A 22,641-nucleotide genomic window follows, 5' to 3' on the forward strand; every position below is an offset into this window, starting at 1 on the left:
GAATTGATAAGCTGACTATAAATTTATTTTAATTTTTACTGGCACAATTTATACTATAAACATAAAACCTTCGAGGTTTTAGAAACCTCAAAGGTCAACAAACTGAATACTGCAACTGGTCACTGCCTACTCCCTCTTCCCTGGCACATATCGCTCCTCCATTCTAGCCTCCACATCTTCCCGGTAAAAAGCAACATCTTTGAAATTCCCGTCGATATAGTCCTGAGTTTGATCGTAGAAATGGGGAGAATTTGGATCTGAGCTCTGGCCACCGGCAAGAATGGATTTGGCTTTTACTTTCTCTCCAAATTCCACTACAGCTACAAAACTATTTCCTCTGTAACCATACAATCTCTTCGTCCCAGGAAAGGTCCTCGCCCCGAAAGCTGCCAAAGCACCCCAGGTTCCAGAAGCCAAACCAACCGGGCTATACTCCTTTTCATCATCAAAAGGCAGATCGATTTCTCCTGTCAATCGCTGAAATCTATTGATCTCTGACCAAGGCGTATTCCATGTTCCGAAATCGGCATTCATCTGATCCAAAGTTTGTGCGAAAGTTGCTAGCAATGCTGTAGGGGAAGGCTTAGGAACATTCGTGTTTTGATCAATATTAAATGGGATCAAATTATTGATGTTGCCATGATTTCTCATAAAATTCATCCCAAAAAAATGAGCCAATGACATCGCAACAGATTCTTTGGAAGTGCGGTAATCCCAAGCCTCCAAGATTTTTATTGGCTCCATGAATTGAGGATCTGCCACACCACGCTTTTCATGTGCTTTGAGCAGCATAGGAATCAGTTCCTCAAATGCTGGTAAATAAGGATCATACGCCAAATCTATCAATCCATCCAAAGTCAAACCTGTAGTATCATTCAACACTTTCATCGCATGAATTCCACGATAGTTTTCGCGATCTGGAGCCATATAAAAAGGATAATCCTCCTGTTTAGGGCTAAACTCTCCTGCCGCAGTAAAGGGAGTGGAATTACAGTTTTGAATCCAGCCTGAGCCTGGATTTAAGACCATAATACTTTCATCCACGGTATGCAAACCTTGCCAATCCGAGTTTGGATCTGAACCATCCACAGGTTCGGAGAAGTCAAAACCTTCATTTCTTTTTGGGATGAAGTTGCCATGGAAATACGCAATATTTCCATCAGCATCCGCAAAAACCGTATTATTGGAAGAATTGGTACGGATGTCCATCATTTTTTTAAACTCCTCGTGATTGCTCAATTTTGTCCTAGTAAAGCTTTGGATCAAGGCATTGACAGGATCCCAATTGATCTTAGTCGCCACCCACTTATCTCCAATCTTATGTGTAATCGGGCCATGGTGAGTTCGGTAAAACGTGAAAGGTTTCTCCTTTAATTCTGTTCCTGACTTATATTTCAATGAAACTTGAAACTCCTCGACTGCACGACTCTCATCTCCATATTGGTATTCATATTTCCCATCTTTCTCTGTCACCTCTTCCACAAACTCATCAATAAAATCCACTTGAGTAGAAGTATGCATCCAGCCTGTTTTCTCATTGAAGCCTTGGTAAACGAAGAACTGTCCCCAGGTCACTGCACCATAAGCATTTAAACCTTCTTCGCTAACCACGTGAACTTCAGGCCTGAAGTAAAAGGAGGTGTGTGGATTGATGAGTAGCATCGCATTACCTGAAGCTGTCATCTTACCATTCAGCGCGATACCATTCGAACCTTTTGGTTCCTCCAATAAAGCCTCTCTTACAAATTCTTCTTCATATAAAGCCATTACGTCTGGCTCTTTTTCAGCATAAAAAGCCTGAATTCTGCGAGTTGGAATCTGCTCAATATCTCCACCGATAGACCCTTCACTGAAGAACATTGGCATCCAAGGTTCGTAATGCGTAATCACTTGAGGTGTCACTTCCGGATGTGTAGCCAAGTAATAGTTTATGCCGTCGGCAAAAGCAACACAAAGTTCCTTCAACCAATCAGGTGCTGTTTCATAAGCAGCTTTGGCTTCTGCTTCAGTCATGTAGAGATTTGCTCTCAAATCACTGTAAATAGCTTCCGGACCTTCCAACTCAGCCAAGCGACCTGTTGCCCAAATGTAATTGCGCTCTACTCTCCTGAAATCATCTTCGCACTGCGCATAGAGCAAGCCGAAAACTGCATCGGCATCGCTTTTCCCATAAATGTGAGGAATCCCAAAATCATCTCTAATTATCTCAACCCGACTAGCGGTATCTTCCCAACGTTCGGCCTCGGTAAGCTCTTTTGGTTCGCAAGACCAGATTACCACTGGTAATAGAAAAAGTAACAGTCTAACTTTCATAGTCGGGTGATTTAAAAGGAGGAATAATATATATCCTTCCAAAATAGACTTTTTGTGGTCTCTAGGCAATGGGAATTTTATCTATGCTGGGTGTATTGGTTTAGCGGTATTTTGGCAATGATCGTTTGCATTAATTGCTCCGAAAACATTTCATGCTGCTGATAAGCAAAAATCATTTTTTCGACCTGTTGAACCGAACTTGCTCCAATCACTAAAGCACCCACCGCTGGCTGTATTAGACCAAAATGAATTAGAAAAGCTTCTGGAAGTACACCAGAATCCCTAATCAACTCACGTATGTCTTTAACTTCGGCAGCAGAATAATCGAGAAATGGCTCAGCAGACTTATTGATTAAAAGTCCTTTTGCATAAGTTCCACGGACTAAAACTCTTGTGTCAGACTCAGAAATCAATGGAAATGCTTCTTCTTCCGGTCGACGATCCAGTGGATTGTATTGCATCATAATGGTAGCAGGACTACTCATTGCTAGCACTTTTCGGATCACATTTGGGCGAATGGAAGAAATCCCAAAAGCCCGGATTTTGCCTTGACTTTTAAGAATTTCAAAAGCTTCCAAGGTTTCCTCCCAAGGATCTTCCAGCGTACCTCCGTGCAATTGGTAAACATCAATGTAATCCGTTTGTAATCTTTTCAAACTTGCCTCCACAGCTTGTAGGATGTAGGATTTCCTAGGATTCCAAGCCCAGCCACTGCCATCTGGTCGAAGTTGGTTGCCTACCTTGGTGGCTAGAACAATGTCTTTACGTCTATTTTTAAGTGCAGCGCCTACAATTTCTTCATTGAGGCCTTTTTGATACAAATCTGCTGTATCAAAGAAATTAATTCCACCAGAAACTGCTGCGTCAATGATTTGTTGATCTTCTTTTAAACTGCCTTTCAAAGACATACATCCAAGTGCAAGTGGACTTACTTCAAATGACAAGGCAGGTAGTTTTCTCTTTTCCATACTCCCAAATTCACATTATTAATACTGGAATTCAAACCGCTTAACTATTTAGCTTTTATTAAAGGTTTAATAATTTGAGAAACTGGAAGCATTCTTTCATTTATCCCTATTTTTGGGATCTTAAACCTATGAACAATGAAATCGAGCATAACTCAGAAGTCACTAATAGGGACGATTTTTTTCAAGTTGCGAGATTCCTTATGACCATTGAAAAACAATATTAGCATATGAAGAAAATAGCAGTTTTTACTTCTGGAGGAGATAGTCCTGGCATGAACGCTTGCGTGAGAGCGGTCGTACGTACAGCCATTTTCAAAGGATTAGAAGTTTACGGGATATACCGTGGGTATGAAGGCATGATCGATGGTGACATTAAACGCTTGCAATCTCACTCTGTAAGTAATATTGTACAGCGAGGAGGGACAATCCTTAAGTCTGCCAGGTCTATGGAATTCAAAACTCCAGAAGGAAGAAAGCAAGCCTACGACAATCTCAAAGCACATGGCATAGAAGGCCTGGTCGCAATCGGCGGAGACGGTACTTTTACAGGTGCAAAGGTGTTTTTCGAAGAATTTGGAATCCCTACCATTGGCTGTCCAGGGACGATTGATAACGACTTGTATGGCACTGACTATACCATTGGATTTGATACTGCCGTAAATACAGCTTTGGAAGCAATTGATAAAATCCGTGATACAGCCGCAGCACACGATCGTATTTTCTTCATTGAAGTAATGGGAAGAGATGCAGGATTTATTGCAATTGAATCTGGTATCGGTGGAGGAGCGGAATTTGTGATGGTGCCAGAAACAAAAACCAACTTGGATGATGTGGTAAAGTCATTAAAAAACAACAGAAAAAACAGATTCTCCAGTATTGTTGTTGTAGCTGAAGGTGATGAAGCAGGTAATGCTCAAACGGTAATGGAAATTGTCAAAAACAAGGTCAATGACCCAAGTAAGGATTTCAAAGTAACTACTCTTGGACACATTCAGCGAGGTGGAAACCCTACTGCCCGTGATCGGGTTTTAGCTAGTAGATGCGGGATGTCTGCAGTCGAAGGATTAATTGCAGGTCATCAATTTCACATGGCTGGAGTAGTAAATCAAGAAGTGGTATTTACACCATTTGCAGATTGTATAGGTAAGACCAAGCCGCTGATCGAAGATCACCTTAAATTAATGAAAATCTTAAGTATTTAAGATGGGGTTCATACCACTATTTATTATGCTGGGAGGCGGTGCTCTCCTTTTTTTCCTTACTGTGAAAAATGAGCTGCAGCGAAAACTCAATCAGCAGAAAGAGCTGCTTTTCAAATTAAACTCCTTGAACCCAGCATTGGGAATTCTGGTAGATGATTCATCCGATCCAGACTTGCTTATTGCTGCGCTTAAGGAAAAGCAAACTGAAAAAGGCATTACAGAAAAAGCATTAAAAATCATACGCGATCTAAAGGTCAACCGTATTCAATACAATGCCTTACTAAAAAAAGCTCCTTATAATTGGGTTGGAAAAATCGCTCGGTTTCAAGCAATTTGATCTGCTACAAACTTTAAAATTTCATCTTGCTTATCGGGAGAAAACCAATGAATTGATTCATCCTTTTTGAACCAAGTCATCTGACGCTTAGCATAACGTCTTGAGTTTCTTTTGAGCAATCGGATGGCTTCTTCTTTATCATACTTCCCTTCTAAAAACCCGAAGATCTCTGAGTAACCGACAGTCTGCAATGCATTCAGGTGACGCTTACCGAAGAGTGAGTCAGCCTCATCAAATAAGCCAGCTTCGATCATTTGATCCATCCTTTGGTCAATTCTGGAGTACAATTCCTCCCGATCTCTTTCCAAACCAATTTTGATGACTTTGAATGGTCGATGCTTTTTTGATTTTACCCTAAATGAACTAAATTTTTTCCCAGTACCTCGCCAAATCTCCAAGGCTCGCATTAGTCGCTGAGGGTTCTTTTGATCAACTTTTTCAAAATACTCAGGGTCATTTTTAGCAATTTCTTCCTGCAAAAATTCTAAACCTTTTTGCTCATATTCCTGAATTATCTCCTTGCGGATCTTCGGATCCAGCTCTGGCATTTCATCCAATCCATTTACTACAGCATCTGCAAAAAGCCCGGAGCCACCCGTCATAATGACTAGCTTATGCTGTGCAAATAAAGCTTGCAGCAAAACCAAAGCTTCCCGCTCAAATCTCCTAACATCATATTCATCCTCGATGGACAAATTATTTATAAAATGATGTGGAACTTGCTTCAACTCCTCAGAATTGGGCTTTGCCGTTCCCAAAATCATTTCCTTATAAAATTGTCGGCTATCGCAAGAGACGATTTCAGTCTTGAATTTTTTAGCTAGATTTAGACATAAATCTGTCTTCCCAACTGCAGTGGGTCCCACTACTAAGATTAAATAGGATTGATTTATCAAAGTGAATTAGTTAGGTAGTCGAAGGCCAAAAATCCAAAGTATTGTAATGAAAACCAAAAAGGTATTGATTGTTGATGCTAATGATATGAATCGACGGTTAATTGAAAACTTGATTGAGCACTTATGTGGATATGAATCGGTGAAAAGCGGATTAGAAGCTGTAGAAAAAGCATCTCAAGTAGCATTTGATCTGATACTGATGGACCTTCAAATGCCAGTAATGGATGGGATAACCACAGCCCAGACTATATGGAGAAAGTCTCCATACAATTGCCCAATAATAGCTGTTTCAAGCTATTCCGAAGCTCATTCAAAAAAATGCCTATTGGAAATGGGCTTTACCGCATTGATTTCAAAACCAATTCGTCCAAAGGATTTTCTTGAAGCTGTGTCAGACATTCTTTCCTGCACTGAAGACGAAAAAATCACCTTTAGTAAACCTCCTGAAATAATTGATGAAAAGGTATTTCAACAACTATCCAAATTTAATTCAGTAATTAACCTAAGGTCTTTGTATATTGAATATATTGAAGAATTTGATGGGCTAATACATCTGATAGATAAGGCTTTCCAAGAAAAGGATAAGCAGACCCTCATCAAACATCTTCATACCATAAAAGGCAATTCAGGCACTTTAGGGGTCAATGCTATTTTTACTTTTTCCAGTGAAGCTGATCTGTTAGCTAGAGCTGAGAACTGGGACGCTTTGGGAACAGCATTAAAAAACCTGATAAATGAACGTGTCATATTTAAAAAATATCTTGAAGAAGAAACTATTTTTAACCCATGAATAATTCAAAAAAAATCCTCGTTGGAGAGGATAGTTCAGTCATTTTAAACTTAACTAGGAGCATTCTTTCGTTTGAAAAATATCAAATGAAAGCCGCTAAAAATGGCAAGCAAGTGCTGGATATACTGGAAAAAGAGGATTTTGATCTTATTCTGATGGATTTAAATATGCCTGTCCTTGATGGAGCTACTTGTACTAAAATGATCCGGGAACTTAATGATGAAACCAAATCTAAACTTCCAATAATTGCGATTACCGGAAACATGAACAATTACACCATGGATGAATTCAGAAAGATGGGGTTTGATGATTTTATTCAAAAACCTCTCGATTACGACAGGCTATTAGCTACAGTCAAGAAATTTCTAGTATAACTATGGCTATAAAATACACCAAGCACTTTTTAGATAAACTCGAAAATCTATTCGCCTCATCAGATTACATGCTGCGGTATGAAAAAGGGAATTTCAAATCCGGCTATTGTGTATTGAATGAAGCTAAGATCGTAATTGTCAATAAATATTTTCCCTTAGAAGGGAAAATCAACGCTCTGGTTGACATACTGATCGAACTAAATCTTGATCCATCCGATTTTAAGGATAAAGCAAATCATGACTTCCTCACAGAATTGAGGCAAACACAATTAAAATTTTGAAAGTAACCTTTTTAGGAACTGGTACTTCTCAGGGAGTTCCAGTGATAGGCTGTACATGCGAAGTGTGTCGTTCATTAGATTTTAGAGACAGGCGATTCAGATCATCCGTCCATCTACAGGTGGGTAAGTTGAGCTTAGTAATCGACACTGGACCTGATTTCCGCACACAAGTTCTCCGAGCGGGTATCACAGACCTTGACGCAGTGATTTTCACGCACGAGCACAAGGATCACACTGCCGGTTTAGACGATATTCGCCCATTTAATTTCAAGCAGCAAAAAGACATGCCAGTGTTTGGAAAGCCTCAGGTTTTAGAACAAATCAAGCGTGAGTTTGCGTATATTTTCAGTGGGAAAAGATATCCTGGTGTGCCGCAAGTACAAACCATAGAAATCAGTGAAAGCCCATTCAGTATTGAAGGAATCACCATCACTCCTATTCCAGTGATGCATTACAAGCTTCCAATTTTGGGGTTTCGAATTGGTGACTTCACCTACATCACTGACGCTAATTATATTCCCGAGGAATCCCTGCAATTGATAGAAGGCACCGAGATCCTTGTCCTCAACGCCCTCCAAAAAGAATCCCACATCTCACATTTCACATTGGATGAAGCTGTAGAAATGGCTCAGAAAATCGGAGCTACGGAAACCTACTTTACACATATTTCGCATAAACTTGGCCTGCATAGTGCAGTAGATAAGGAATTACCTGAGGGAATAGCCTTGGCCTATGATGGGCTTCAGCTAACTTTGGACTAATGCATCTTAATTATCACTTCCTGAAACACCTCTGTCCTGAGCTGGAAAAAGCATTTTTGGGCAAAAAAATAGTGGCTTGTTTTTCACAAAATAAAGGCGAGCTAATTATAGAAACTGAATATGACGAAGAGTCGCGATTCATCCGAGCTCATTTTTTACCGCCTCAGATCTACCTTTCATTTCCAACAAATTTTCAGCGTGCCAAGAGAAACAGCATCAACCTTTTTAAAGAGCTAATCGGAGAAAAGATCCTAGGCTGTCAAGTATTGAGTTTTGAACGTGCATTTTATTTCATTCTCAGTTCGGAAAAAACCCTCCTTTTTAAATTGCATGCCAACCGAAGTAACATCTTGCTCTATGAGGAGGATAGAGCCGTACCGAGTAAGTTGTTCCGAAATGGTATAGCAGAAGACCGGGAATTGGACTGGAGCACGCTAAACAAAGATTATGATTTAAGCTGGGAAAGCTTTGAAAAACTGGAAGGAAATGCCTCTCAGTTTTTACCTACTTTAGGATCCATCCCGAGAAGCTGGCTTAAGGAAAGAGGATATCCAAATGCAGATCTACAGACTAAATGGGGTCTTATGCTGGAATTGCTAGATATGCTGGAAACGCCACTATTTTCCTTAATAGACCAAGACGGAGATATTCTGCTAAGCCTTCTGCCAAATGACAATTCTGTCAAAAGCTTTTCCAATCCTATCCACGCGATCAATGAGTTGTTTTATTTGGCATTGGTAAGAGGGAACTTTGAAAAAGACAAAAACTCCTTGCTCAAAAAATACCAAGAGCAGCTTAAACGTACCAAATCATATATTCAAAAGTCCACGCTAAAACTGGATGAGCTTCGCAATTCCCCGCCCCCTTCCAATCTAGCCGATGTGATCATGGCTAATTTGCATGTTTTTCAAGATGGAAAACTTGAAGCTGAATTAATGGACTTCTATACGGGAGAAAACATCCATGTTAAACTCAAGCCAAATCAAAAGCCTCAGGATCACGCTGCATCACTTTACCGAAAGAGTAAAAACCGAAAGCTAGAATGGGAGCAATTGGAAAAAACAATTGCGGCGAAGGTTAACCAAGCTGAAATATTAGAATCCAAAATCTCGGAATTGAATGCAATTGATGATTTCCGTTCCTTAAAAAGCTATAAGAAATCTCATGGTGAGGACAAGGCTTTACAAAAAGATGAAGTCATTTTACCGTTCAAAACTTTTGAATTTGAGGGCTTTCCTATCTGGGTAGGCAAATCCGCACAGGCAAATGATGAAATGCTTCGTGGCTACACTAAGAAAGATGACCTATGGCTGCACGCACGTATGGTCCCGGGTTCTCATGTACTCATTAAGACTTCAGGGCTTAAAAGCATCCCCTTGGCTGTAATTGAGACTGCAGCTTCCTTGGCTGCGTTTTATTCAAAAAACAAGAATGAAACTCTAGCTCCTGTGATCCATACTGAAGCGAAATACGTGAGAAAAGTAAAAGGCTCTCCGGCTGGCTCGGTGGTCGTAGAAAAAGAAAAAGTACTGATGGTGATACCTAAAGGTCCGGAAGAGATTTTCGGAAAGGGGAATTAAAAATTAGACAGTGATCAGTTGCAGTGATCAGTTCTCTCAAAATTGGCGCAAGTCTTCAGACTTGTGCTTTTTGAAAAGCAACATTTGCTTTGTCCTGTTTAGTATTTTTATAAAAGAATCAAAAACAAAAAAAGAGTCCTGAATTAAACCCAGGACTCTTTTTTTTGTTTTTGAGAAGTAGCTTATTCTACTATATGCACTTTTAGCATGTTGGTTCTACCATTTGCTTTTAGCGGCATGCTACCTGTATTTACGATGATGTCACCTGAGTTCACGTGATCATCTGACTTCAATGTATTTTCTATGTCTGTAAACGTGGCATCAGTAGACACTTGATTTTCGTAAAAATACGCACGTACACCCCAAACCAAGCTCATCTGAGTAATTAATGGCTTATTCCTTGTAAAAACAAAAATGCTGGCAGATGGTCTGTGAGAAGCAATTCTAAATCCAGTAAAGCCAGAAGAGGTAATCCCTACAATAGCCTTTGCCTTTACATTTCTAGAAAGTCTCGAAGCCATCAAGATCAAGTTATTGCTCAAGAAGGTATCATCGTCCTCAGGGATTTTGTACAGATTGTGATAGATATCTGCATTTTCCTCCAAATAGCTAATAATGCTACTCATGGCTTTTACTGCATTTACAGGATATTTTCCTGAGGCAGTTTCAGCAGAAAGCATCACAGCATCTGCACCGTCCAACACAGCATTTGCAACATCATTAGTTTCTGCACGGGTAGGACGAGGATTAGTAATCATGCTCTCCATCATTTGGGTAGCAATAATCACAGGCTTACAGGCAAGCTTACATTTTTCAACAATTCTTTTTTGCCAAAGAGGAACAATTTCCATTGGAACTTCTACTCCCAAATCACCCCGGGCAACCATGATTGCATCAGTAGCTTCGATAATTGCATCGATGTTATCAAGCGCTTCAGGCTTTTCAATCTTAGCAACGATCTTACAAACTTTGCCTTTCGCTTCAATCCGCTCTCTCAAATCAATAATATCTTCGGCTGATCTCACAAATGAAAGTGCGATCCAGATCCACTTCCTGCTCAAGTCCGAAAGCCAAATCTTCAATGTCCTTCTCCGTAAGGGAAGGTGCACTTACTTTAGTATTAGGAAGGTTGATCCCTTTTCTAGACTTAAGGATACCACCGTGGATTACAGTACAATTGACATTTTTCCCATCCGTATCATTTACTCTTACTTCCAGATTACCATCATCGATCAAGATTCTATCTCCGGTAACTACATCATTTGGAAGATTTTGGTAAACTGTACTAACTAGATGGCTTGTTCCAATTACCGGGTCATTAGTAATGGTGATCAATTCACCTGGTTTGATCTCCACTCCGTTGTTTTCAACTTCGCCAACACGGATTTTGGGACCTTGCAGATCCTGAAGGATTCCGAGATTTAATCCTTCATCTTTATTAATTTGTCTAATAATACCTGCTACTTCAGCATGGATATCGTGCGTACCATGTGAAAAATTCAAACGAAATACATTCGCGCCGGCAGCTGCCAGGCTTTTGATTGTTTCGTAATTATTTGAAGCAGGGCCTATAGTTGCTAGAATCTTTGTCTTATTGAATTGGCTCATTAGGGGATTAATAAGTTAATAGGTTTTCTTTTGATTTAAGTTTGCTCACATCCAGCTTCATGACATTTTGTATGTAGCGATTTTTCGCCAGCTGGTTCGCAAATGTATTAATACTTATTTGAAAGGTCTCGTCTTGGACCAAAAGGAAATAATCCATTGATTTCAATTCTGGTATCAGATAAGACACTTGATTTGTGGAGTTGAGTGCTTTATTTCTTAAAAGTTGAACAAATCCATGTGGTAAAGAAAGGAAATATTGAGAGATTTTTAGGCTTGGAAGGGTCATAAATTCCAATAAAAGATCATCAGATTTAATAAGGTTCAAGTCTAAATCCCTGTTAATTAGCCAGGCCATTTTATAGTCCTTAACAGGCGATACAAGCCCCAAAAGCTCGAAATCATAGGTATGTTCAATTAGTAACTTGGCCTTCTTCATTCAGTGAAAAAATCAATGAAAACAAAGTTAGAAAATATAATTCAACTTCAAGGTGCAGCTATTTGTATAAAAATTTACTTGAATCTTTTCTTTGCCAATTAGGCATTTAATATATTTCTTTGCGAAGTGTTATTAACTAAACTGATCACAAAATGTCTGAAATTGCACAAAAAGTAAAAGCCATCATCGTTGACAAACTTGGCGTAGAAGAGTCTGAAGTAACTTTGGAGGCGAGCTTTACCAATGATCTTGGTGCTGATTCTCTTGATACTGTAGAATTGATTATGGAATTCGAAAAAGAATTCAACATCTCTATTCCTGATGATCAGGCTGAGCAAATCGGTACTGTTGGACAAGCAGTTACCTACTTGGAAGCTAACGTAAAATAATAATTCCTAAATTCATTCTATGAATTTAAAAAGAGTTGTTGTAACAGGTATAGGTGCCCTCACACCAATAGGCAATACCGCAGAAGAATTCTGGCAGGGTCTGTCTAATGGTGTGAGCGGTGCTGCGCCGATTACCAAATTCGACGCTTCCCTTTTCAAAACCCAATTTGCCTGCGAGGTTAAAAACCTAGATGTAGAGCAATTTATGGATAGGAAAGAAGCTCGAAAAGATGGATCCATTCACACAATTTGCCATGATTTCTGTTGAAGAAGCCATGAACGATTCAGGATTGGATCTTGAAAAAATCGATAAATCAAGAGCCGGAGTAATCTGGGGATCTGGAATTGGAGGGTTAAGAACTTTTCAAGATGAAGTAACTTCTTTCGCCACTGGCGATGGAACACCCCGTTTCAATCCTTTCTTTATTCCCAAAATGATCGCTGATATCAGCGCAGGCTTTCTATCAATTAAATATGGTTTTCGCGGTCCAAACTTTGTAACAGTTTCTGCCTGCGCTTCAGGCACCAACGCCCTTATTGATGCATTTACTTACATCAGAATGGGTAAAGCTGATATTTTTATCAGTGGTGGTTCAGAAGCAGCAGTTACTGAAGCAGGTGTAGGTGGATTCAATGCGATGAAAGCCCTTTCTCAACGAAATGAATCTCCGGAAACAGCCTCAAGGCCGTTTGATAAAGACAGGGATGGTTTCGTATTAGGTGAAGGTGCTGGAGCATTGATTCTAGAAGAATACGAACACGCTAAAGCACGTGGAGCCAAAATCTATGCAGAACTTGTAGGTGGTGGCATGACTGCTGACGCACATCATATTACTGCTCCTCACCCGGAAGGATTAGGAGCTAGTAGCGTAATGAAAATCGCTTTAGATGATGCAAACCTTAAACCTGAAGACATAGATTACATCAATGTTCATGGTACGTCCACCCCATTAGGTGACGTAGGTGAGACTAAAGCTATTCAGCAAGTTTTTGGTGAACATGCTTACAAGCTTAACATCAGTAGCACCAAATCAATGACTGGCCATTTACTTGGTGCAGCAGGAGCTATCGAAGCCATAGCTTGTATTTTCGCTATCAATAAGGGTATTGTACCTCCTACGATCAATCATTTCGAAGACGATGAGGCATTTGATCCTAGATTAAATTTGACTTTCAACAAAGCTCAGAAGAGAGAGATTAATTATGCGTTGAGTAATACCTTTGGATTTGGTGGACATAACTGTTCAGTAATTTTCAAAAAATATAATTAATCTGGATTTTGAAATTAATTCAAAGGCTCGGATTTTCTAATCTCTTCTTTAGTAAAAAAGACAAAAGGCTTGCTGCCTCCATCAGATTGATGACGGGGAGCAGGCCTTTTAATTTATCACTATACAAGCTTGCACTCACCCCTTCCAGCTTAGGAGAAGAAACATCCCAGGGATTCCGACTTTCAAACGAGCGATTAGAATTCCTAGGCGATGCAATTTTAGGTGCGGTGATAGCTGAGTTTTTATTTCAAAAATTCCCATTTCGCGATGAAGGGTTTCTCACAGAAACACGTTCAAAGCTTGTCAATAGGGAAACATTGAACGATACCGGAATCAAAATTGGATTACGGAAAGCATTGGACATGGAGATTGGGGAGCGTAGTTTCACCGGAAACAAATCCCTATATGGTGATATGTTAGAGGCTTTTCTTGGAGCTATTTACCTGAACAAAGGCTACCATTTCACCAAGCATTTCATCACCCATAGAATCCTACTTCACTTTGATGTAGAAAGTATGATCGCCACTACAACGAACTACAAAAGTAAAATTATCGAGTGGTCTCAAAAGGAAAATAAACAAGTAGAATTTTCAGTGCTCAGCGTAACTGGTAACCAAAGGTTCAAAGAATTTAAGGTTGCTTTGCAGGTAGAAGGAGAAGAAGTAGCACAAGGAAAAGGAAGCACCAAAAAGAAAGCTGAGCAGGAAGCTTCCAAAAATGCCTGCGAAACACTAAGAATTGCCACATAGCTGCGTAATTTTAGGCTCAATCACATCTATTTATGTCTTCAATAAAAATAGCAGGAGCAACCGTCAATCAAACACCACTAGATTGGTCAGGCAATTTGAACAGGATCTTTCAGGCTATAGAGGAAGCTAAAAATCAAGATGTCGAAATTCTCTGCTTGCCTGAACTAGCTATCACAGGATATGGATCTGAAGATTTATTTTTAAGTTATTGGTATCCTAAGAAAGCACTTGCTCAATTAGAACTGATTTTACCTCATTGCTTAGGAATTACAGTGGCAGTCGGTTTGCCGATACGAATTCAGGACAAAGTTTATAACTGCGTTGCTGTCATTGAAAATGGAATTGTAAAAGGTTTTGTAGCAAAGCAGTTCATGGCTATTGATGGGGTACATTACGAATTTCGTTGGTTTACCCCTTGGATAGCTAATGAAGTAATTCAGGTAGAATTTCAAGATCAGCAAGTTCCATTTGGAGACTTAACTTTTTATCATAAAGACATTCATTTCGGTTTTGAAATCTGTGAAGATGCCTGGAGAGGAAAGGCTAGACCTGGCGACAGGCTCTGTGAGCGTAACGTAGATTTGATTTTCAATCCCAGCGCTAGTCACTTTGCTATGGGTAAAACTCAGCTTCGTAAAGAACTAGTTGTGGAAAGCTCAGCGGCTTTCGACTGCTATTATTGCTATGCAAATTTGCTGGGAAACGAGGCTGGAAGAATGATTTTCGATGGGGAAATTCTATTGGCAAAGTCAGGAGAATTACTCTCTAGAAACAGACTTCTTTCTTACGAAGACTTTCAGGTAAAATCCTTTTATCTAGAACCAAAAACTCAGGACATCGCTCCTATCAACTCAAAAAATGAGGAATTTGTCCAAGCTTCGGCTTTGGCACTTTTTGATTACATGAGAAAAAGTCGGAGCGCTGGTTTTGTACTCTCTCTTTCAGGTGGAGCCGATTCTTCTTCCATCGCAATTTTAGTTGCAGAAATGGTGAAGCGCGGAATTGATGAATTGGGTCTGCTGAAATTTTGTGATAAAGCTGGAATAAAAAATACTCCTACTTCTCAAACCCCGGAAAAAGAATTGATGAAGCAGATTCTGACAACTGCTTATCAAGGAACCAAAAACTCTTCAGATGACACATTTTCTTCAGCTAAAACTCTTGCGGAAAGTATAGGTGCCACATTCTACCACTGGGAGATTGACGAAGAAGTGAATTCCTACACTTCTAAGATAGAAAAAGCAATAGGGAGAAAATTGACTTGGGAGCAAGATGATATCACGCTTCAAAATATCCAAGCACGTACTCGCTCGCCTATAATCTGGATGCTAGCGAATATCAATAATGCCCTTTTACTCTCTACTTCCAATCGTAGTGAAGGCGATGTTGGTTATGCCACTATGGATGGGGATACCTCTGGAAGTATCTCTCCGATTGCGGCTGTAGATAAATATTTCATCCTAAACTGGCTAAGCTGGGCAGAGAAAAACTTGGATCATCCAGGCTTGTCAAAGGTAAACTCGCTGCAACCAACGGCAGAACTTCGTCCATTGGAAAGAACCCAAACGGACGAAAAGGATTTAATGCCTTACTCAGTTATTGTAGAAATTGAAAAACTTGCAATTCGGGACCGACGTTCACCAATGGATATTTATCATATTCTTTCTGAAGAACTAAAATTGGAACCTTACACTTTGAAAGGCTATATCAAAAAATTCTTCCAACTTTGGTCCCGAAATCAATGGAAACGTGAGCGCCTTGCCCCCTCATTTCATCTGGACGAATTTAACGTAGATCCCAAAACTTGGTATAGATTCCCGATTTTGTCGGGAGGATTTGCTGAAGAACTTGCACAATTAGATCAACTATAAATCAATAAATATGCTTGAATTAATCATGAACTATATCGTCTGGGATCCTAGCCCATCTGTGATTCCTGGCTGGGAAAGACCACCTTGGTATAGTATTTTATTTGCGGCAGGCTTTGTCATTTCGCAGCAATTCATGGTTCACTTCTTCAAAAAAGAGGGGCAAAACCCAGAATTAGTTGATAAACTGACGATTTACATGGTCATTGCCACCATAGTTGGAGCTAGGCTAGGACACGTATTATTCTATGAGCCTTCAAAATACTTAAGCAATCCCATTGAGATTTTAAAAGTTTGGGAAGGTGGATTAGCAAGTCATGGAGCTGCTATTGCTATCTTATTTGCGCTCTGGTTATACGCAAAAAGAACTCCCGGACAAAGTTACCTCTGGGTTGTGGATCGAATAGTAATCGTCACAGCACTGACTGGAGCGTTGATCCGCTTTGGTAATTTGATGAATTCAGAAATCGGCGGAAAAGATACGGGATCTGATTATGGAATAGTTTACGCTTGGGACACTGAGGAGTTACTTTCCACATTGAAAGTTCCTGTGGAGTCTATAGATCCTTACAAACCTACAGATCGCGAGAGTGAATTGGTAGGCAATGGAATAGTCCCATTGAATATTGATCTGGAAATTAATAAAGGATCCTATAGTCTTGAAGAACTGGAAACGACCTTGAGACGGGATATTAAATATGCACTGACACAATTCAGTTCTAGTCAAGATTATTTAGCTGAACCTGTCGAAAGTCCGCTTAACATGAGCATCTCAGATAAAGGAGACTATTATTTAGTGACTGTTCTGACATTTGGCAGGACCAAACACCCAACACAAATCTATGAGTCCCTATCCTACTTTGTGATTTTCTTGGTGCTATTTGGTCTTTGGAACAAATACAAGGAAAGATTGCCTGAAGGAATTCTACTTGGATTATTCTTGATTTCAGTATTCGGTATGCGATTTATCTGGGAATTCTTCAAAGAAAGCCAGGTCGCATTTGAAGATGGAATGGCTTTCAATATGGGACAGCTATTGAGTGTCCCTCTCGTAATTGCCGGAATAATTCTCGTGATTCGAGCGATGAAAAATGGCTTAAAACCTATAAATAATTAAGGAACTGGATCATGCCCGTGTCCTCCCCAGGGATGGCAACGGGCAATTCTCTTCAGACCCATCCAGCCTCCGCTGAAGACTCCATGCTTCATGATAGCTTCTTTCATATAATGGCTGCACGTAGGTGTATATCTACAGCTAGAAGGAAATAAGGGAGAAATGGTGTATTGATACACCAAGACTGGAAATATAGCTATCTTTCGAAGTATGGATTTTGCCATGGATTAGTCCTATAATTGTGGTCGCTACGTAATTAACCAATATCAACATTTTAGAATTCCCTCTTGATCCTCAAGAAAACAAATATCCTTTATTTCTCAATTTTGTTTTTAGCTCTTTTTCTAGAGTTTAAAGCCAATAGTTGCTATGCAGAGCAGGTTGATACCACTTTTGCACCCAAAAGTACAGGAACTCCAGATAGCGTCAGAGTGAATAACATTTTCATAGTGGGAAATGAAAAAACGAAGAAAAGTGTAATCCTCAGAGAGTTAGATTTTATTACAGACTTCTATTATGATTGGAATACTTTTTTGGAAATCCTCATTGCCGATCAAAAGAAAATATATAACCTCAGACTTTTCACCTCAGTAGAAATCACACCACTCTTGACAGGAGATGACGAGGCTGAAATCCTCATTACGGTCAAAGAACGTTGGTATATACTTCCTCAAGTTATTTTTCAACTTGCGGACAGAAACTTTTCCGAATGGTGGACTAATCAAAACCGGGATTTCTCAAGGGTAAATTATGGCCTTAGACTAAGTCATAGCAATGTGGGTGGGAGAAATGAAAAAATGAAATTTGCGGGTCAACTTGGCTTTACCAAAGCCTTAGATCTGCAATACAGCAAACCCTATATAGATAAGAATCAAAAGCATGGACTTGCTGCTCAGCTTACATTTAAGGAGAATAAAACCATCCCAATTAGGTCTGCCTTCAATAAGCAAGTTTTCTATAGCAATGAAAACGAAGACATTATTAAAAAAAGCTTCGCCGCAGCACTAAGGTATACATATAGAAGAAGTTATTACAACTACCACTTCCTTACTTTGGGGTATAGCGGCACCTGGGTCAGCGATGATGTTTTGATAGAAAACCCAAACTATTTCCAGTCTGCTGACAATAAACTACGCTATTTATTTGCTACCTATACCTTTCGACATGATCGAAGAGATAATGTTTCTTATGCTACAGACGGGGAATTACTGGAGCTATCCATTACCAAATACGGCATAATATACACCGAGGAGCTTGACGAAGTGGAAGTAAACCTAACAGCCAATAAGTATTTCAAAATTTCGGACAAGTTTCATTTTAATACTGGATTGACAGCTGATTGGTTTCTAAGTACAAACCAACCCTATACTTTAGTGAGAGGGATAGGATATAACCCAAACTTCGTTAGGGGATATGAACTAAATGTAATCGAAGGACAACAGCTGTATGTCCACAAAAACAGCTTTCGATGGAAATTCATTGATTGGGAAATTGACATTTCGAATATGATACCATTGGAGCAATTCAATACCATCCCTATCCGACTCTACCTTAGTGCAAATTTTGATCATGGCTTTGTGAAGGATAGAAACAATATTCCTGAAAACGCTAGACTGGCGAATAAATACCTCATGGGGTATGGGACAGGAATTGATCTTATTGGCTTTTACGATTCTGTATTTCGGTTTGAATACTCTCTGAACAATAGCGGAGAAGGCAACTTCTTTTTTAACTTTTCTACCCCCTTCTAGTTCCAGCGTAAAAAAAAACTAAGGACATGAATTGATTATCAAGTTTTTAACTAAATTAGTTAAGGCTTTTTTCAATCTATTTATGAAGCAAAGGATTTTTTTCTGCTTCCTGTTTTGTCTGACTTTTTTTGCAAAAGCGCAAACAGACCCGCTCACACAAGTGCATGGTGCTAGAAGCCAGGGCATGGGTAACCTTCGTGTACATGGAATGGATACATGGAGCTATTTCAATAACCCTGGAGGACTGGCAAAATTGGAAACTTCAGTAGTTTCAGCTGGATACGATAGCAGATTTGGTTTGAAAGAACTCAGCTCCGTAGATCTCGTTGGTGCTTGGAAAATCAAATCTGGAACTTTAGGGTTTGGGCTTTCCAGATATGGCGGAAAGTTATTCAATCAACAATCTCTTGGTTTAGCTTTTGCAAATCAATTGGGAATTGTAAGTGTGGGAGGAAAATTAGAATGGTTTCAAACTCAAATTGAAGGATTTGGATCGGGTAGCAGCTTAATTTTTAGTTTGGGTGGTATGGCTGACCTAAGTCCTAACTTTTCTATTGGGGCGAGCATTTCAAATCTCAGCCGATCCAAACTCTCAAAAGACTCGGAAACAAGGCTTCCAACTGGCGTGAGTTTAGGAATATCCTACACCCCTATTTCACAACTTCAAATTCAACTGGAAATAGAAAAAGATATTCAGATCAAGCCAATCCTAAAAGCCGGCATTGAATATGGAATCAGAGATTGGATATTTCTCAGAACTGGGATCAACAGCCATCCAAGCAGACTATTTTTTGGTTTGGGCCTGAAATCCAACAGGATGAAATTGGATTATGCTTTTGGTCAAAACCAAGCTTTGGGAAGTACACATCATTTGAGTTTGGCTTTTGCTTTTAAAAACTAATGAAGGCCGCCATTCTATTCTTAGGTATCACAAGTTTACTTTTCTTTGAAGCAAAAGCTCAGCAGCCACCGCACAAAGAGATAGATTTGGAGTCATTTATAGAGCGACTATTCCCGGTTCAAGATGAAGACCTAGACTACGAATCTATATATGACGTGCTATTGCAGCTTTATTTGAACCCGATGGATATCAACCGTGCGAACGCTGAAGTCTTAGCCTCTAGCTATTTACTTGACCCCAACCAAATCAGCAATTTGATTGTCTATAGAGACAAATTCGGGCCATTGGTATCACTCTATGAACTTCAAGCAATTCAGGGATTCGATCTAAAAACAATAGAGCAAATTCTTCCATTCTTAACTATGGGAACAGGAACTTCCAATCAGACTCAAGGCTTTTGGACACGAGTTTTGAATGAAGAGCAATCCTATTTCTTAGTACGGCATCGTAGGACTTGGGAAACCCGCAAAGGATTTACTCCGGCAGATACCAGCTCTACTGGAAAAATTTCATCCCGATATTTGGGGGATCCCAATGAATTATATCTGAGATTTAGGATTCAGCACACACGAGATTTTAGCTTGGGTTTTACATTGGACAAAGATCCCGGAGAATCATTCACTTGGGATACCAAAACAGCGCGAATTGGCTTTAATTTTTTCTCTTTTCACTTCACCAAATATTATGTGGGCAAATGGAAAACTATCGCATTGGGGGATTTTCAAGCTCAATTTGGTCAAGGGCTAGTTTTTGGAGCCGGCTACTCATTGGGAAAAGGTGCAGAAACTGTACCGACAGTACGCAGGAGTAGCGTGGGTATCTTACCTTATACCGCAGCATTAGAATTTGGATTCTTTCGAGGTGCTGGATTAACCTACCAACACAAAAACTGGCAAAGTAGCCTGATCTCGTCCTATGCTCCACGGGATGGCCGAGCAGCAAGCTCTCTAGATACGCTCAGTTCCGAGGATTTAACCATCAATTCTTTCAACCAAAGTGGTCTGCACCGGACATCCAGCGAGCTCAGTACCAAAAATCAATTTCGGGAATTAAGCCTTGGTGGCAACATTCAATATACATCCACCACTGGAAAGTTGCAGCTTGGCTCAAACTACCTATTTACACGGTTCAACCACCCTTGGATTAAAGAACCTACGCTATATAATCGATTTGATTTTGCTGGAAGGAGCAATAGCGTTGGTAGTCTCTACCTGAGCTATAACTGGAAAAGCTTTTTTCTTTTTGGTGAATCTGCAGTTTCTCAATCCGGTGGAAGAGGAAACGTAATTGGATTTATTTCCAGCTTAAGTAAGCAGGTGGACTTTTCAATATTATGGAGAAAATACGACTCAAATTTCCATAGTTTTTATGCAAATGCATTTGCTGAAAGTACCCGACCAATCAATGAGCAAGGAGTTTACTTAGGAATCCAAATCAAGCCAATTTCCAAATGGAAAATCAATGCCTATTACGACTACTTCAGATTCCCGTGGTTGAGATATCGTGTATATGCTCCTTCCAAAGGCTACGAATGGCTCGCAAGAATTAGTTTCCAACCGAACCGCAACCTCACAGCTTTCTTCCAAATCAGAGAAGAACAAAAAGATCGAAATTTGTCAGATTCTGGGGAACCTTCGCTCCCCTACCAGATCCGACCATTAAATAAAATAAATGGCCTTCTCAGCTTAGAACATCAAGTCAGCAAAGCCTTCTTTTTTCGATCAAGAATCCTTTTTAGCCGGGTGAATTTTAATGATCAAAAATCCTCGGGGTTTATGATTGCTCAAGATGCTCAATACACCTTTAACAAATTCAGACTGACAGGAAGAGTAGCTTTATTCGATACTGATGACTATGACACCAGACTTTATGCCTTTGAAAACAATGTATTGTGGACTTTCTCAATCCCAGCTTTTTCCGGTCAAGGTATGCGCACTTATTTAGTAGCTCAATATCAAATCAACTCGCAGATTACAGCCTATTTTAGAATCTCCAGAACAGCATATACTGACCGGGAGACGATCAGTTCGGGGCTTCAGGAAATCGATGGATCAAGACAAACTGAAACCACATTACTGATTCGCTACATGCTCCATCGCTAAATTTCCATCAATGGTATTAAGAAGAATCTGCATATTTAAGAATTCGAACACAAACTACCACCTGTATGAAAAAACATCTACTATTTATTCTAATTACCGTCTTTTCATTGAATCTTGGTTTTGCTCAGAGCCTAGATTTGAGCAAAATGACAAAAAAAGACGGATTCATTCCTTTTTATATAGATGAAGAAAAAGGTAAAATCTATCTTGAAATTGACAAACTTGAATGGGAATTCCTATATGTAAACTCCCTGACAGCCGGTATTGGCTCTAACGATATCGGGCTGGATCGTGGTCAACTTCGGAGACACTAGGATTGTCGAATTCAGAAAGTCTGGAAATAAACTTTTTATGGTTCACAAGAACTATGATTTCAGAGCTTATTCTGACAACCCTGCCGAGGTGCAATCCATTAGAGATGCCTTTGCAGAATCTATAATATGGGGATTTGAGATCGCTCAGAAAGATGGAGACAAGCTGATCGTCGATGCTACAAATTTCTACCTGCAAGACACGCATGGGGTAGCAGAAACCTTGAGTAGAAGTCGCCAGGGCTCTTTCCGTCCAGATGCTAGCAGATCTGGGTTGTACTATCCAATGACAAAAAATTTCCCTCAAAATACCGAGGTGGAAATGACAATTACACTAACTGGACAAGCCACTGGTGGCAACCTAAGGTCTGTGACTCCGAGTCCTGATGCAGTAACAGTGCGGCAGCGACACTCATTTATTGAGCTTCCTGATGATAACTATCAGCCGCGTGAATTTGACCCTAGAGCTGGCTTTGGAAGCATTTCTTACATGGATTTCACTACACCGATCTCCGAGCCTATTATGAAAAAATTCATAGCAAGGCACCGGCTGGAAAAGAAGGACCCAACTAGCTGCAAAGTCTGAGGCTGTAGAGCCAATTGTCTATTACCTTGATCGCGGCACTCCTGAGCCGGTAG

The 22,641-nt window shown here is 39.9% G+C and carries 21 protein-coding genes and 2 pseudogenes; 17 read left to right on the top strand and 6 right to left on the bottom strand.

Annotated features, from left to right (window positions below; all coding sequences use genetic code 11):
* Window positions 1–126: 126 nt before the first annotated feature.
* Both AC0L6R_RS05140 and AC0L6R_RS05145 read right to left on the bottom strand, forming a co-directional pair.
* Entirely contained in the window at window positions 127–2,313 is a 2,187-nt protein-coding gene (locus AC0L6R_RS05140) for an acylase (RefSeq protein ID WP_473270216.1), read from the bottom strand.
* 77 nt (window positions 2,314–2,390) lie between these two features.
* A complete protein-coding gene (locus AC0L6R_RS05145; RefSeq protein ID WP_473270217.1) occupies window positions 2,391–3,281 on the bottom strand; it encodes an aldo/keto reductase in 891 nt (296 codons plus the stop codon).
* Between the two features lie 227 nt (window positions 3,282–3,508).
* Here AC0L6R_RS05145 and pfkA point away from each other — a divergent pair, with 227 nt between their 5' ends.
* Window positions 3,509–4,483, top strand: coding sequence for a 6-phosphofructokinase (gene pfkA, locus AC0L6R_RS05150; RefSeq protein ID WP_283412960.1), 975 nt, complete (start codon window positions 3,509–3,511; stop codon window positions 4,481–4,483).
* Window position 4,484: 1 nt separating this feature from the next.
* A complete protein-coding gene (locus AC0L6R_RS05155; RefSeq protein ID WP_283412961.1) occupies window positions 4,485–4,820 on the top strand; it encodes a hypothetical protein in 336 nt (111 codons plus the stop codon).
* Here the strand turns inward: AC0L6R_RS05155 and miaA are convergent.
* A complete protein-coding gene (gene miaA, locus AC0L6R_RS05160; RefSeq protein ID WP_473270218.1) occupies window positions 4,808–5,716 on the bottom strand; it encodes a tRNA (adenosine(37)-N6)-dimethylallyltransferase MiaA in 909 nt (302 codons plus the stop codon). The genes AC0L6R_RS05155 and miaA overlap by 13 nt on opposite strands.
* 46 nt (window positions 5,717–5,762) lie before the next feature.
* Here miaA and AC0L6R_RS05165 point away from each other — a divergent pair, with 46 nt between their 5' ends.
* The 5 genes from AC0L6R_RS05165 to AC0L6R_RS05185 are packed head-to-tail and all read left to right on the top strand — an operon-like array spanning window position 5,763 to window position 9,502.
* Window positions 5,763–6,506, top strand: coding sequence for a response regulator (locus tag AC0L6R_RS05165; RefSeq protein WP_473270219.1), 744 nt, complete (start codon window positions 5,763–5,765; stop codon window positions 6,504–6,506).
* Complete coding sequence (locus tag AC0L6R_RS05170; protein WP_283412963.1) at window positions 6,503–6,880, top strand: response regulator; 378 nt, start codon at window positions 6,503–6,505, stop codon at window positions 6,878–6,880. Before AC0L6R_RS05165 ends, AC0L6R_RS05170 begins: the two co-directional genes overlap by 4 nt.
* 2 nt (window positions 6,881–6,882) lie before the next feature.
* On the top strand, window positions 6,883–7,161 hold the full coding sequence (locus tag AC0L6R_RS05175; RefSeq protein WP_283412964.1) for a hypothetical protein: 279 nt from the start codon (window positions 6,883–6,885) through the stop codon (window positions 7,159–7,161).
* Window positions 7,158–7,922, top strand: a complete 765-nt coding sequence (locus AC0L6R_RS05180) for an MBL fold metallo-hydrolase (protein ID WP_283412965.1) — start codon at window positions 7,158–7,160, stop codon at window positions 7,920–7,922. Before AC0L6R_RS05175 ends, AC0L6R_RS05180 begins: the two co-directional genes overlap by 4 nt.
* The gene (locus AC0L6R_RS05185; RefSeq protein ID WP_473270220.1) at window positions 7,922–9,502 is read left to right on the top strand and encodes an NFACT RNA binding domain-containing protein; all 1,581 of its coding nucleotides are present in this window, start codon (window positions 7,922–7,924) and stop codon (window positions 9,500–9,502) included. The genes AC0L6R_RS05180 and AC0L6R_RS05185 overlap by 1 nt, the downstream gene beginning before the upstream one ends.
* A gap of 182 nt (window positions 9,503–9,684) precedes the next feature.
* On the opposite strand, the pseudogene pyk reads toward AC0L6R_RS05185, so the two are convergent.
* Window positions 9,685–11,110 (bottom strand): annotated as a pseudogene (pyk, locus tag AC0L6R_RS05190) (pyruvate kinase).
* Between the two features lie 7 nt (window positions 11,111–11,117).
* The gene (locus AC0L6R_RS05195) at window positions 11,118–11,546 is read right to left on the bottom strand and encodes an IPExxxVDY family protein (protein ID WP_283412968.1); all 429 of its coding nucleotides are present in this window, start codon (window positions 11,544–11,546) and stop codon (window positions 11,118–11,120) included.
* Between the two features lie 152 nt (window positions 11,547–11,698).
* On the opposite strand from AC0L6R_RS05195, the gene AC0L6R_RS05200 reads away from it, so the two are divergent.
* The 5 genes and pseudogenes from AC0L6R_RS05200 (at window position 11,699) to AC0L6R_RS05220 (ending at window position 16,940) form a co-directional block, all read left to right on the top strand.
* Complete coding sequence (locus AC0L6R_RS05200; RefSeq protein ID WP_057940051.1) at window positions 11,699–11,935, top strand: acyl carrier protein; 237 nt, start codon at window positions 11,699–11,701, stop codon at window positions 11,933–11,935.
* Window positions 11,936–11,954: 19 nt separating this feature from the next.
* A pseudogene (fabF, locus tag AC0L6R_RS05205) lies at window positions 11,955–13,206 on the top strand (beta-ketoacyl-ACP synthase II).
* 89 nt (window positions 13,207–13,295) lie between these two features.
* Window positions 13,296–13,955 (top strand): ribonuclease III, encoded by a 660-nt coding sequence (rnc, locus tag AC0L6R_RS05210; protein WP_473270221.1) that lies wholly within the window; start codon window positions 13,296–13,298, stop codon window positions 13,953–13,955.
* A 32-nt stretch (window positions 13,956–13,987) separates the two neighbouring features.
* Entirely contained in the window at window positions 13,988–15,826 is a 1,839-nt protein-coding gene (nadE, locus tag AC0L6R_RS05215; protein WP_473270222.1) for an NAD(+) synthase, read from the top strand.
* 10 nt (window positions 15,827–15,836) lie between these two features.
* Window positions 15,837–16,940 (top strand): prolipoprotein diacylglyceryl transferase, encoded by a 1,104-nt coding sequence (locus AC0L6R_RS05220; protein WP_473270223.1) that lies wholly within the window; start codon window positions 15,837–15,839, stop codon window positions 16,938–16,940.
* On the opposite strand, the gene yidD is transcribed toward AC0L6R_RS05220, so the two are convergent.
* Window positions 16,937–17,161: a membrane protein insertion efficiency factor YidD gene (yidD, locus tag AC0L6R_RS05225; RefSeq protein WP_283412973.1), complete on the bottom strand. Its 225-nt coding sequence runs from the start codon at window positions 17,159–17,161 to the stop codon at window positions 16,937–16,939. The two genes, AC0L6R_RS05220 and yidD, sit on opposite strands and share 4 nt — an antisense overlap.
* Window positions 17,162–17,263: 102 nt before the next feature.
* Between yidD and AC0L6R_RS05230 the strand changes: the two genes are divergently transcribed.
* The 5 genes from AC0L6R_RS05230 (at window position 17,264) to AC0L6R_RS05250 (ending at window position 22,588) form a co-directional block, all read left to right on the top strand.
* Window positions 17,264–18,688: a POTRA domain-containing protein gene (locus AC0L6R_RS05230; protein ID WP_283412974.1), complete on the top strand. Its 1,425-nt coding sequence runs from the start codon at window positions 17,264–17,266 to the stop codon at window positions 18,686–18,688.
* Between the two features lie 82 nt (window positions 18,689–18,770).
* The gene (locus AC0L6R_RS05235; RefSeq protein WP_473270224.1) at window positions 18,771–19,589 is read left to right on the top strand and encodes a PorV/PorQ family protein; all 819 of its coding nucleotides are present in this window, start codon (window positions 18,771–18,773) and stop codon (window positions 19,587–19,589) included.
* Window positions 19,589–21,691, top strand: coding sequence for a ComEA family DNA-binding protein (locus AC0L6R_RS05240; RefSeq protein WP_473270225.1), 2,103 nt, complete (start codon window positions 19,589–19,591; stop codon window positions 21,689–21,691). Before AC0L6R_RS05235 ends, AC0L6R_RS05240 begins: the two co-directional genes overlap by 1 nt.
* A 65-nt stretch (window positions 21,692–21,756) precedes the next feature.
* Window positions 21,757–22,005 carry a DUF5118 domain-containing protein gene (locus tag AC0L6R_RS05245; RefSeq protein WP_473270226.1) on the top strand — a complete coding sequence of 83 codons (249 nt, stop codon included), beginning with the start codon at window positions 21,757–21,759 and terminating at the stop codon, window positions 22,003–22,005.
* A gap of 37 nt (window positions 22,006–22,042) precedes the next feature.
* Window positions 22,043–22,588: a DUF5117 domain-containing protein gene (locus tag AC0L6R_RS05250; RefSeq protein ID WP_473270227.1), complete on the top strand. Its 546-nt coding sequence runs from the start codon at window positions 22,043–22,045 to the stop codon at window positions 22,586–22,588.
* The last annotated feature ends 53 nt before the right edge of the window (window positions 22,589–22,641 follow it).

The organism is Algoriphagus sp. 10J20-15 (assembly GCF_055809615.1).

Excerpts from the sequence above, each read along its gene's own strand:
- AC0L6R_RS05140 (WP_473270216.1), bottom strand. The coding sequence starts at position 2,313 with ATGAAAGTTAGACTGTTACTTTTTCTATTACCAGTGGTAATCTGGTCT.
- AC0L6R_RS05145 (WP_473270217.1), bottom strand. The coding sequence starts at position 3,281 with ATGGAAAAGAGAAAACTACCTGCCTTGTCATTTGAAGTAAGTCCACTT.
- pfkA (WP_283412960.1), top strand. The coding sequence starts at position 3,509 with ATGAAGAAAATAGCAGTTTTTACTTCTGGAGGAGATAGTCCTGGCATG.
- AC0L6R_RS05155 (WP_283412961.1), top strand. The coding sequence starts at position 4,485 with ATGGGGTTCATACCACTATTTATTATGCTGGGAGGCGGTGCTCTCCTT.
- AC0L6R_RS05165 (WP_473270219.1), top strand. The coding sequence starts at position 5,763 with ATGAAAACCAAAAAGGTATTGATTGTTGATGCTAATGATATGAATCGA.
- AC0L6R_RS05170 (WP_283412963.1), top strand. The coding sequence starts at position 6,503 with ATGAATAATTCAAAAAAAATCCTCGTTGGAGAGGATAGTTCAGTCATT.
- AC0L6R_RS05175 (WP_283412964.1), top strand. The coding sequence starts at position 6,883 with ATGGCTATAAAATACACCAAGCACTTTTTAGATAAACTCGAAAATCTA.
- AC0L6R_RS05185 (WP_473270220.1), top strand. The coding sequence starts at position 7,922 with ATGCATCTTAATTATCACTTCCTGAAACACCTCTGTCCTGAGCTGGAA.
- AC0L6R_RS05195 (WP_283412968.1), bottom strand. The coding sequence starts at position 11,546 with ATGAAGAAGGCCAAGTTACTAATTGAACATACCTATGATTTCGAGCTT.
- AC0L6R_RS05200 (WP_057940051.1), top strand. The coding sequence starts at position 11,699 with ATGTCTGAAATTGCACAAAAAGTAAAAGCCATCATCGTTGACAAACTT.
- rnc (WP_473270221.1), top strand. The coding sequence starts at position 13,296 with ATGACGGGGAGCAGGCCTTTTAATTTATCACTATACAAGCTTGCACTC.
- nadE (WP_473270222.1), top strand. The coding sequence starts at position 13,988 with ATGTCTTCAATAAAAATAGCAGGAGCAACCGTCAATCAAACACCACTA.
- AC0L6R_RS05220 (WP_473270223.1), top strand. The coding sequence starts at position 15,837 with ATGCTTGAATTAATCATGAACTATATCGTCTGGGATCCTAGCCCATCT.
- yidD (WP_283412973.1), bottom strand. The coding sequence starts at position 17,161 with ATGGCAAAATCCATACTTCGAAAGATAGCTATATTTCCAGTCTTGGTG.
- AC0L6R_RS05235 (WP_473270224.1), top strand. The coding sequence starts at position 18,771 with ATGAAGCAAAGGATTTTTTTCTGCTTCCTGTTTTGTCTGACTTTTTTT.
- AC0L6R_RS05240 (WP_473270225.1), top strand. The coding sequence starts at position 19,589 with ATGAAGGCCGCCATTCTATTCTTAGGTATCACAAGTTTACTTTTCTTT.
- AC0L6R_RS05245 (WP_473270226.1), top strand. The coding sequence starts at position 21,757 with ATGAAAAAACATCTACTATTTATTCTAATTACCGTCTTTTCATTGAAT.
- AC0L6R_RS05250 (WP_473270227.1), top strand. The coding sequence starts at position 22,043 with ATGGTTCACAAGAACTATGATTTCAGAGCTTATTCTGACAACCCTGCC.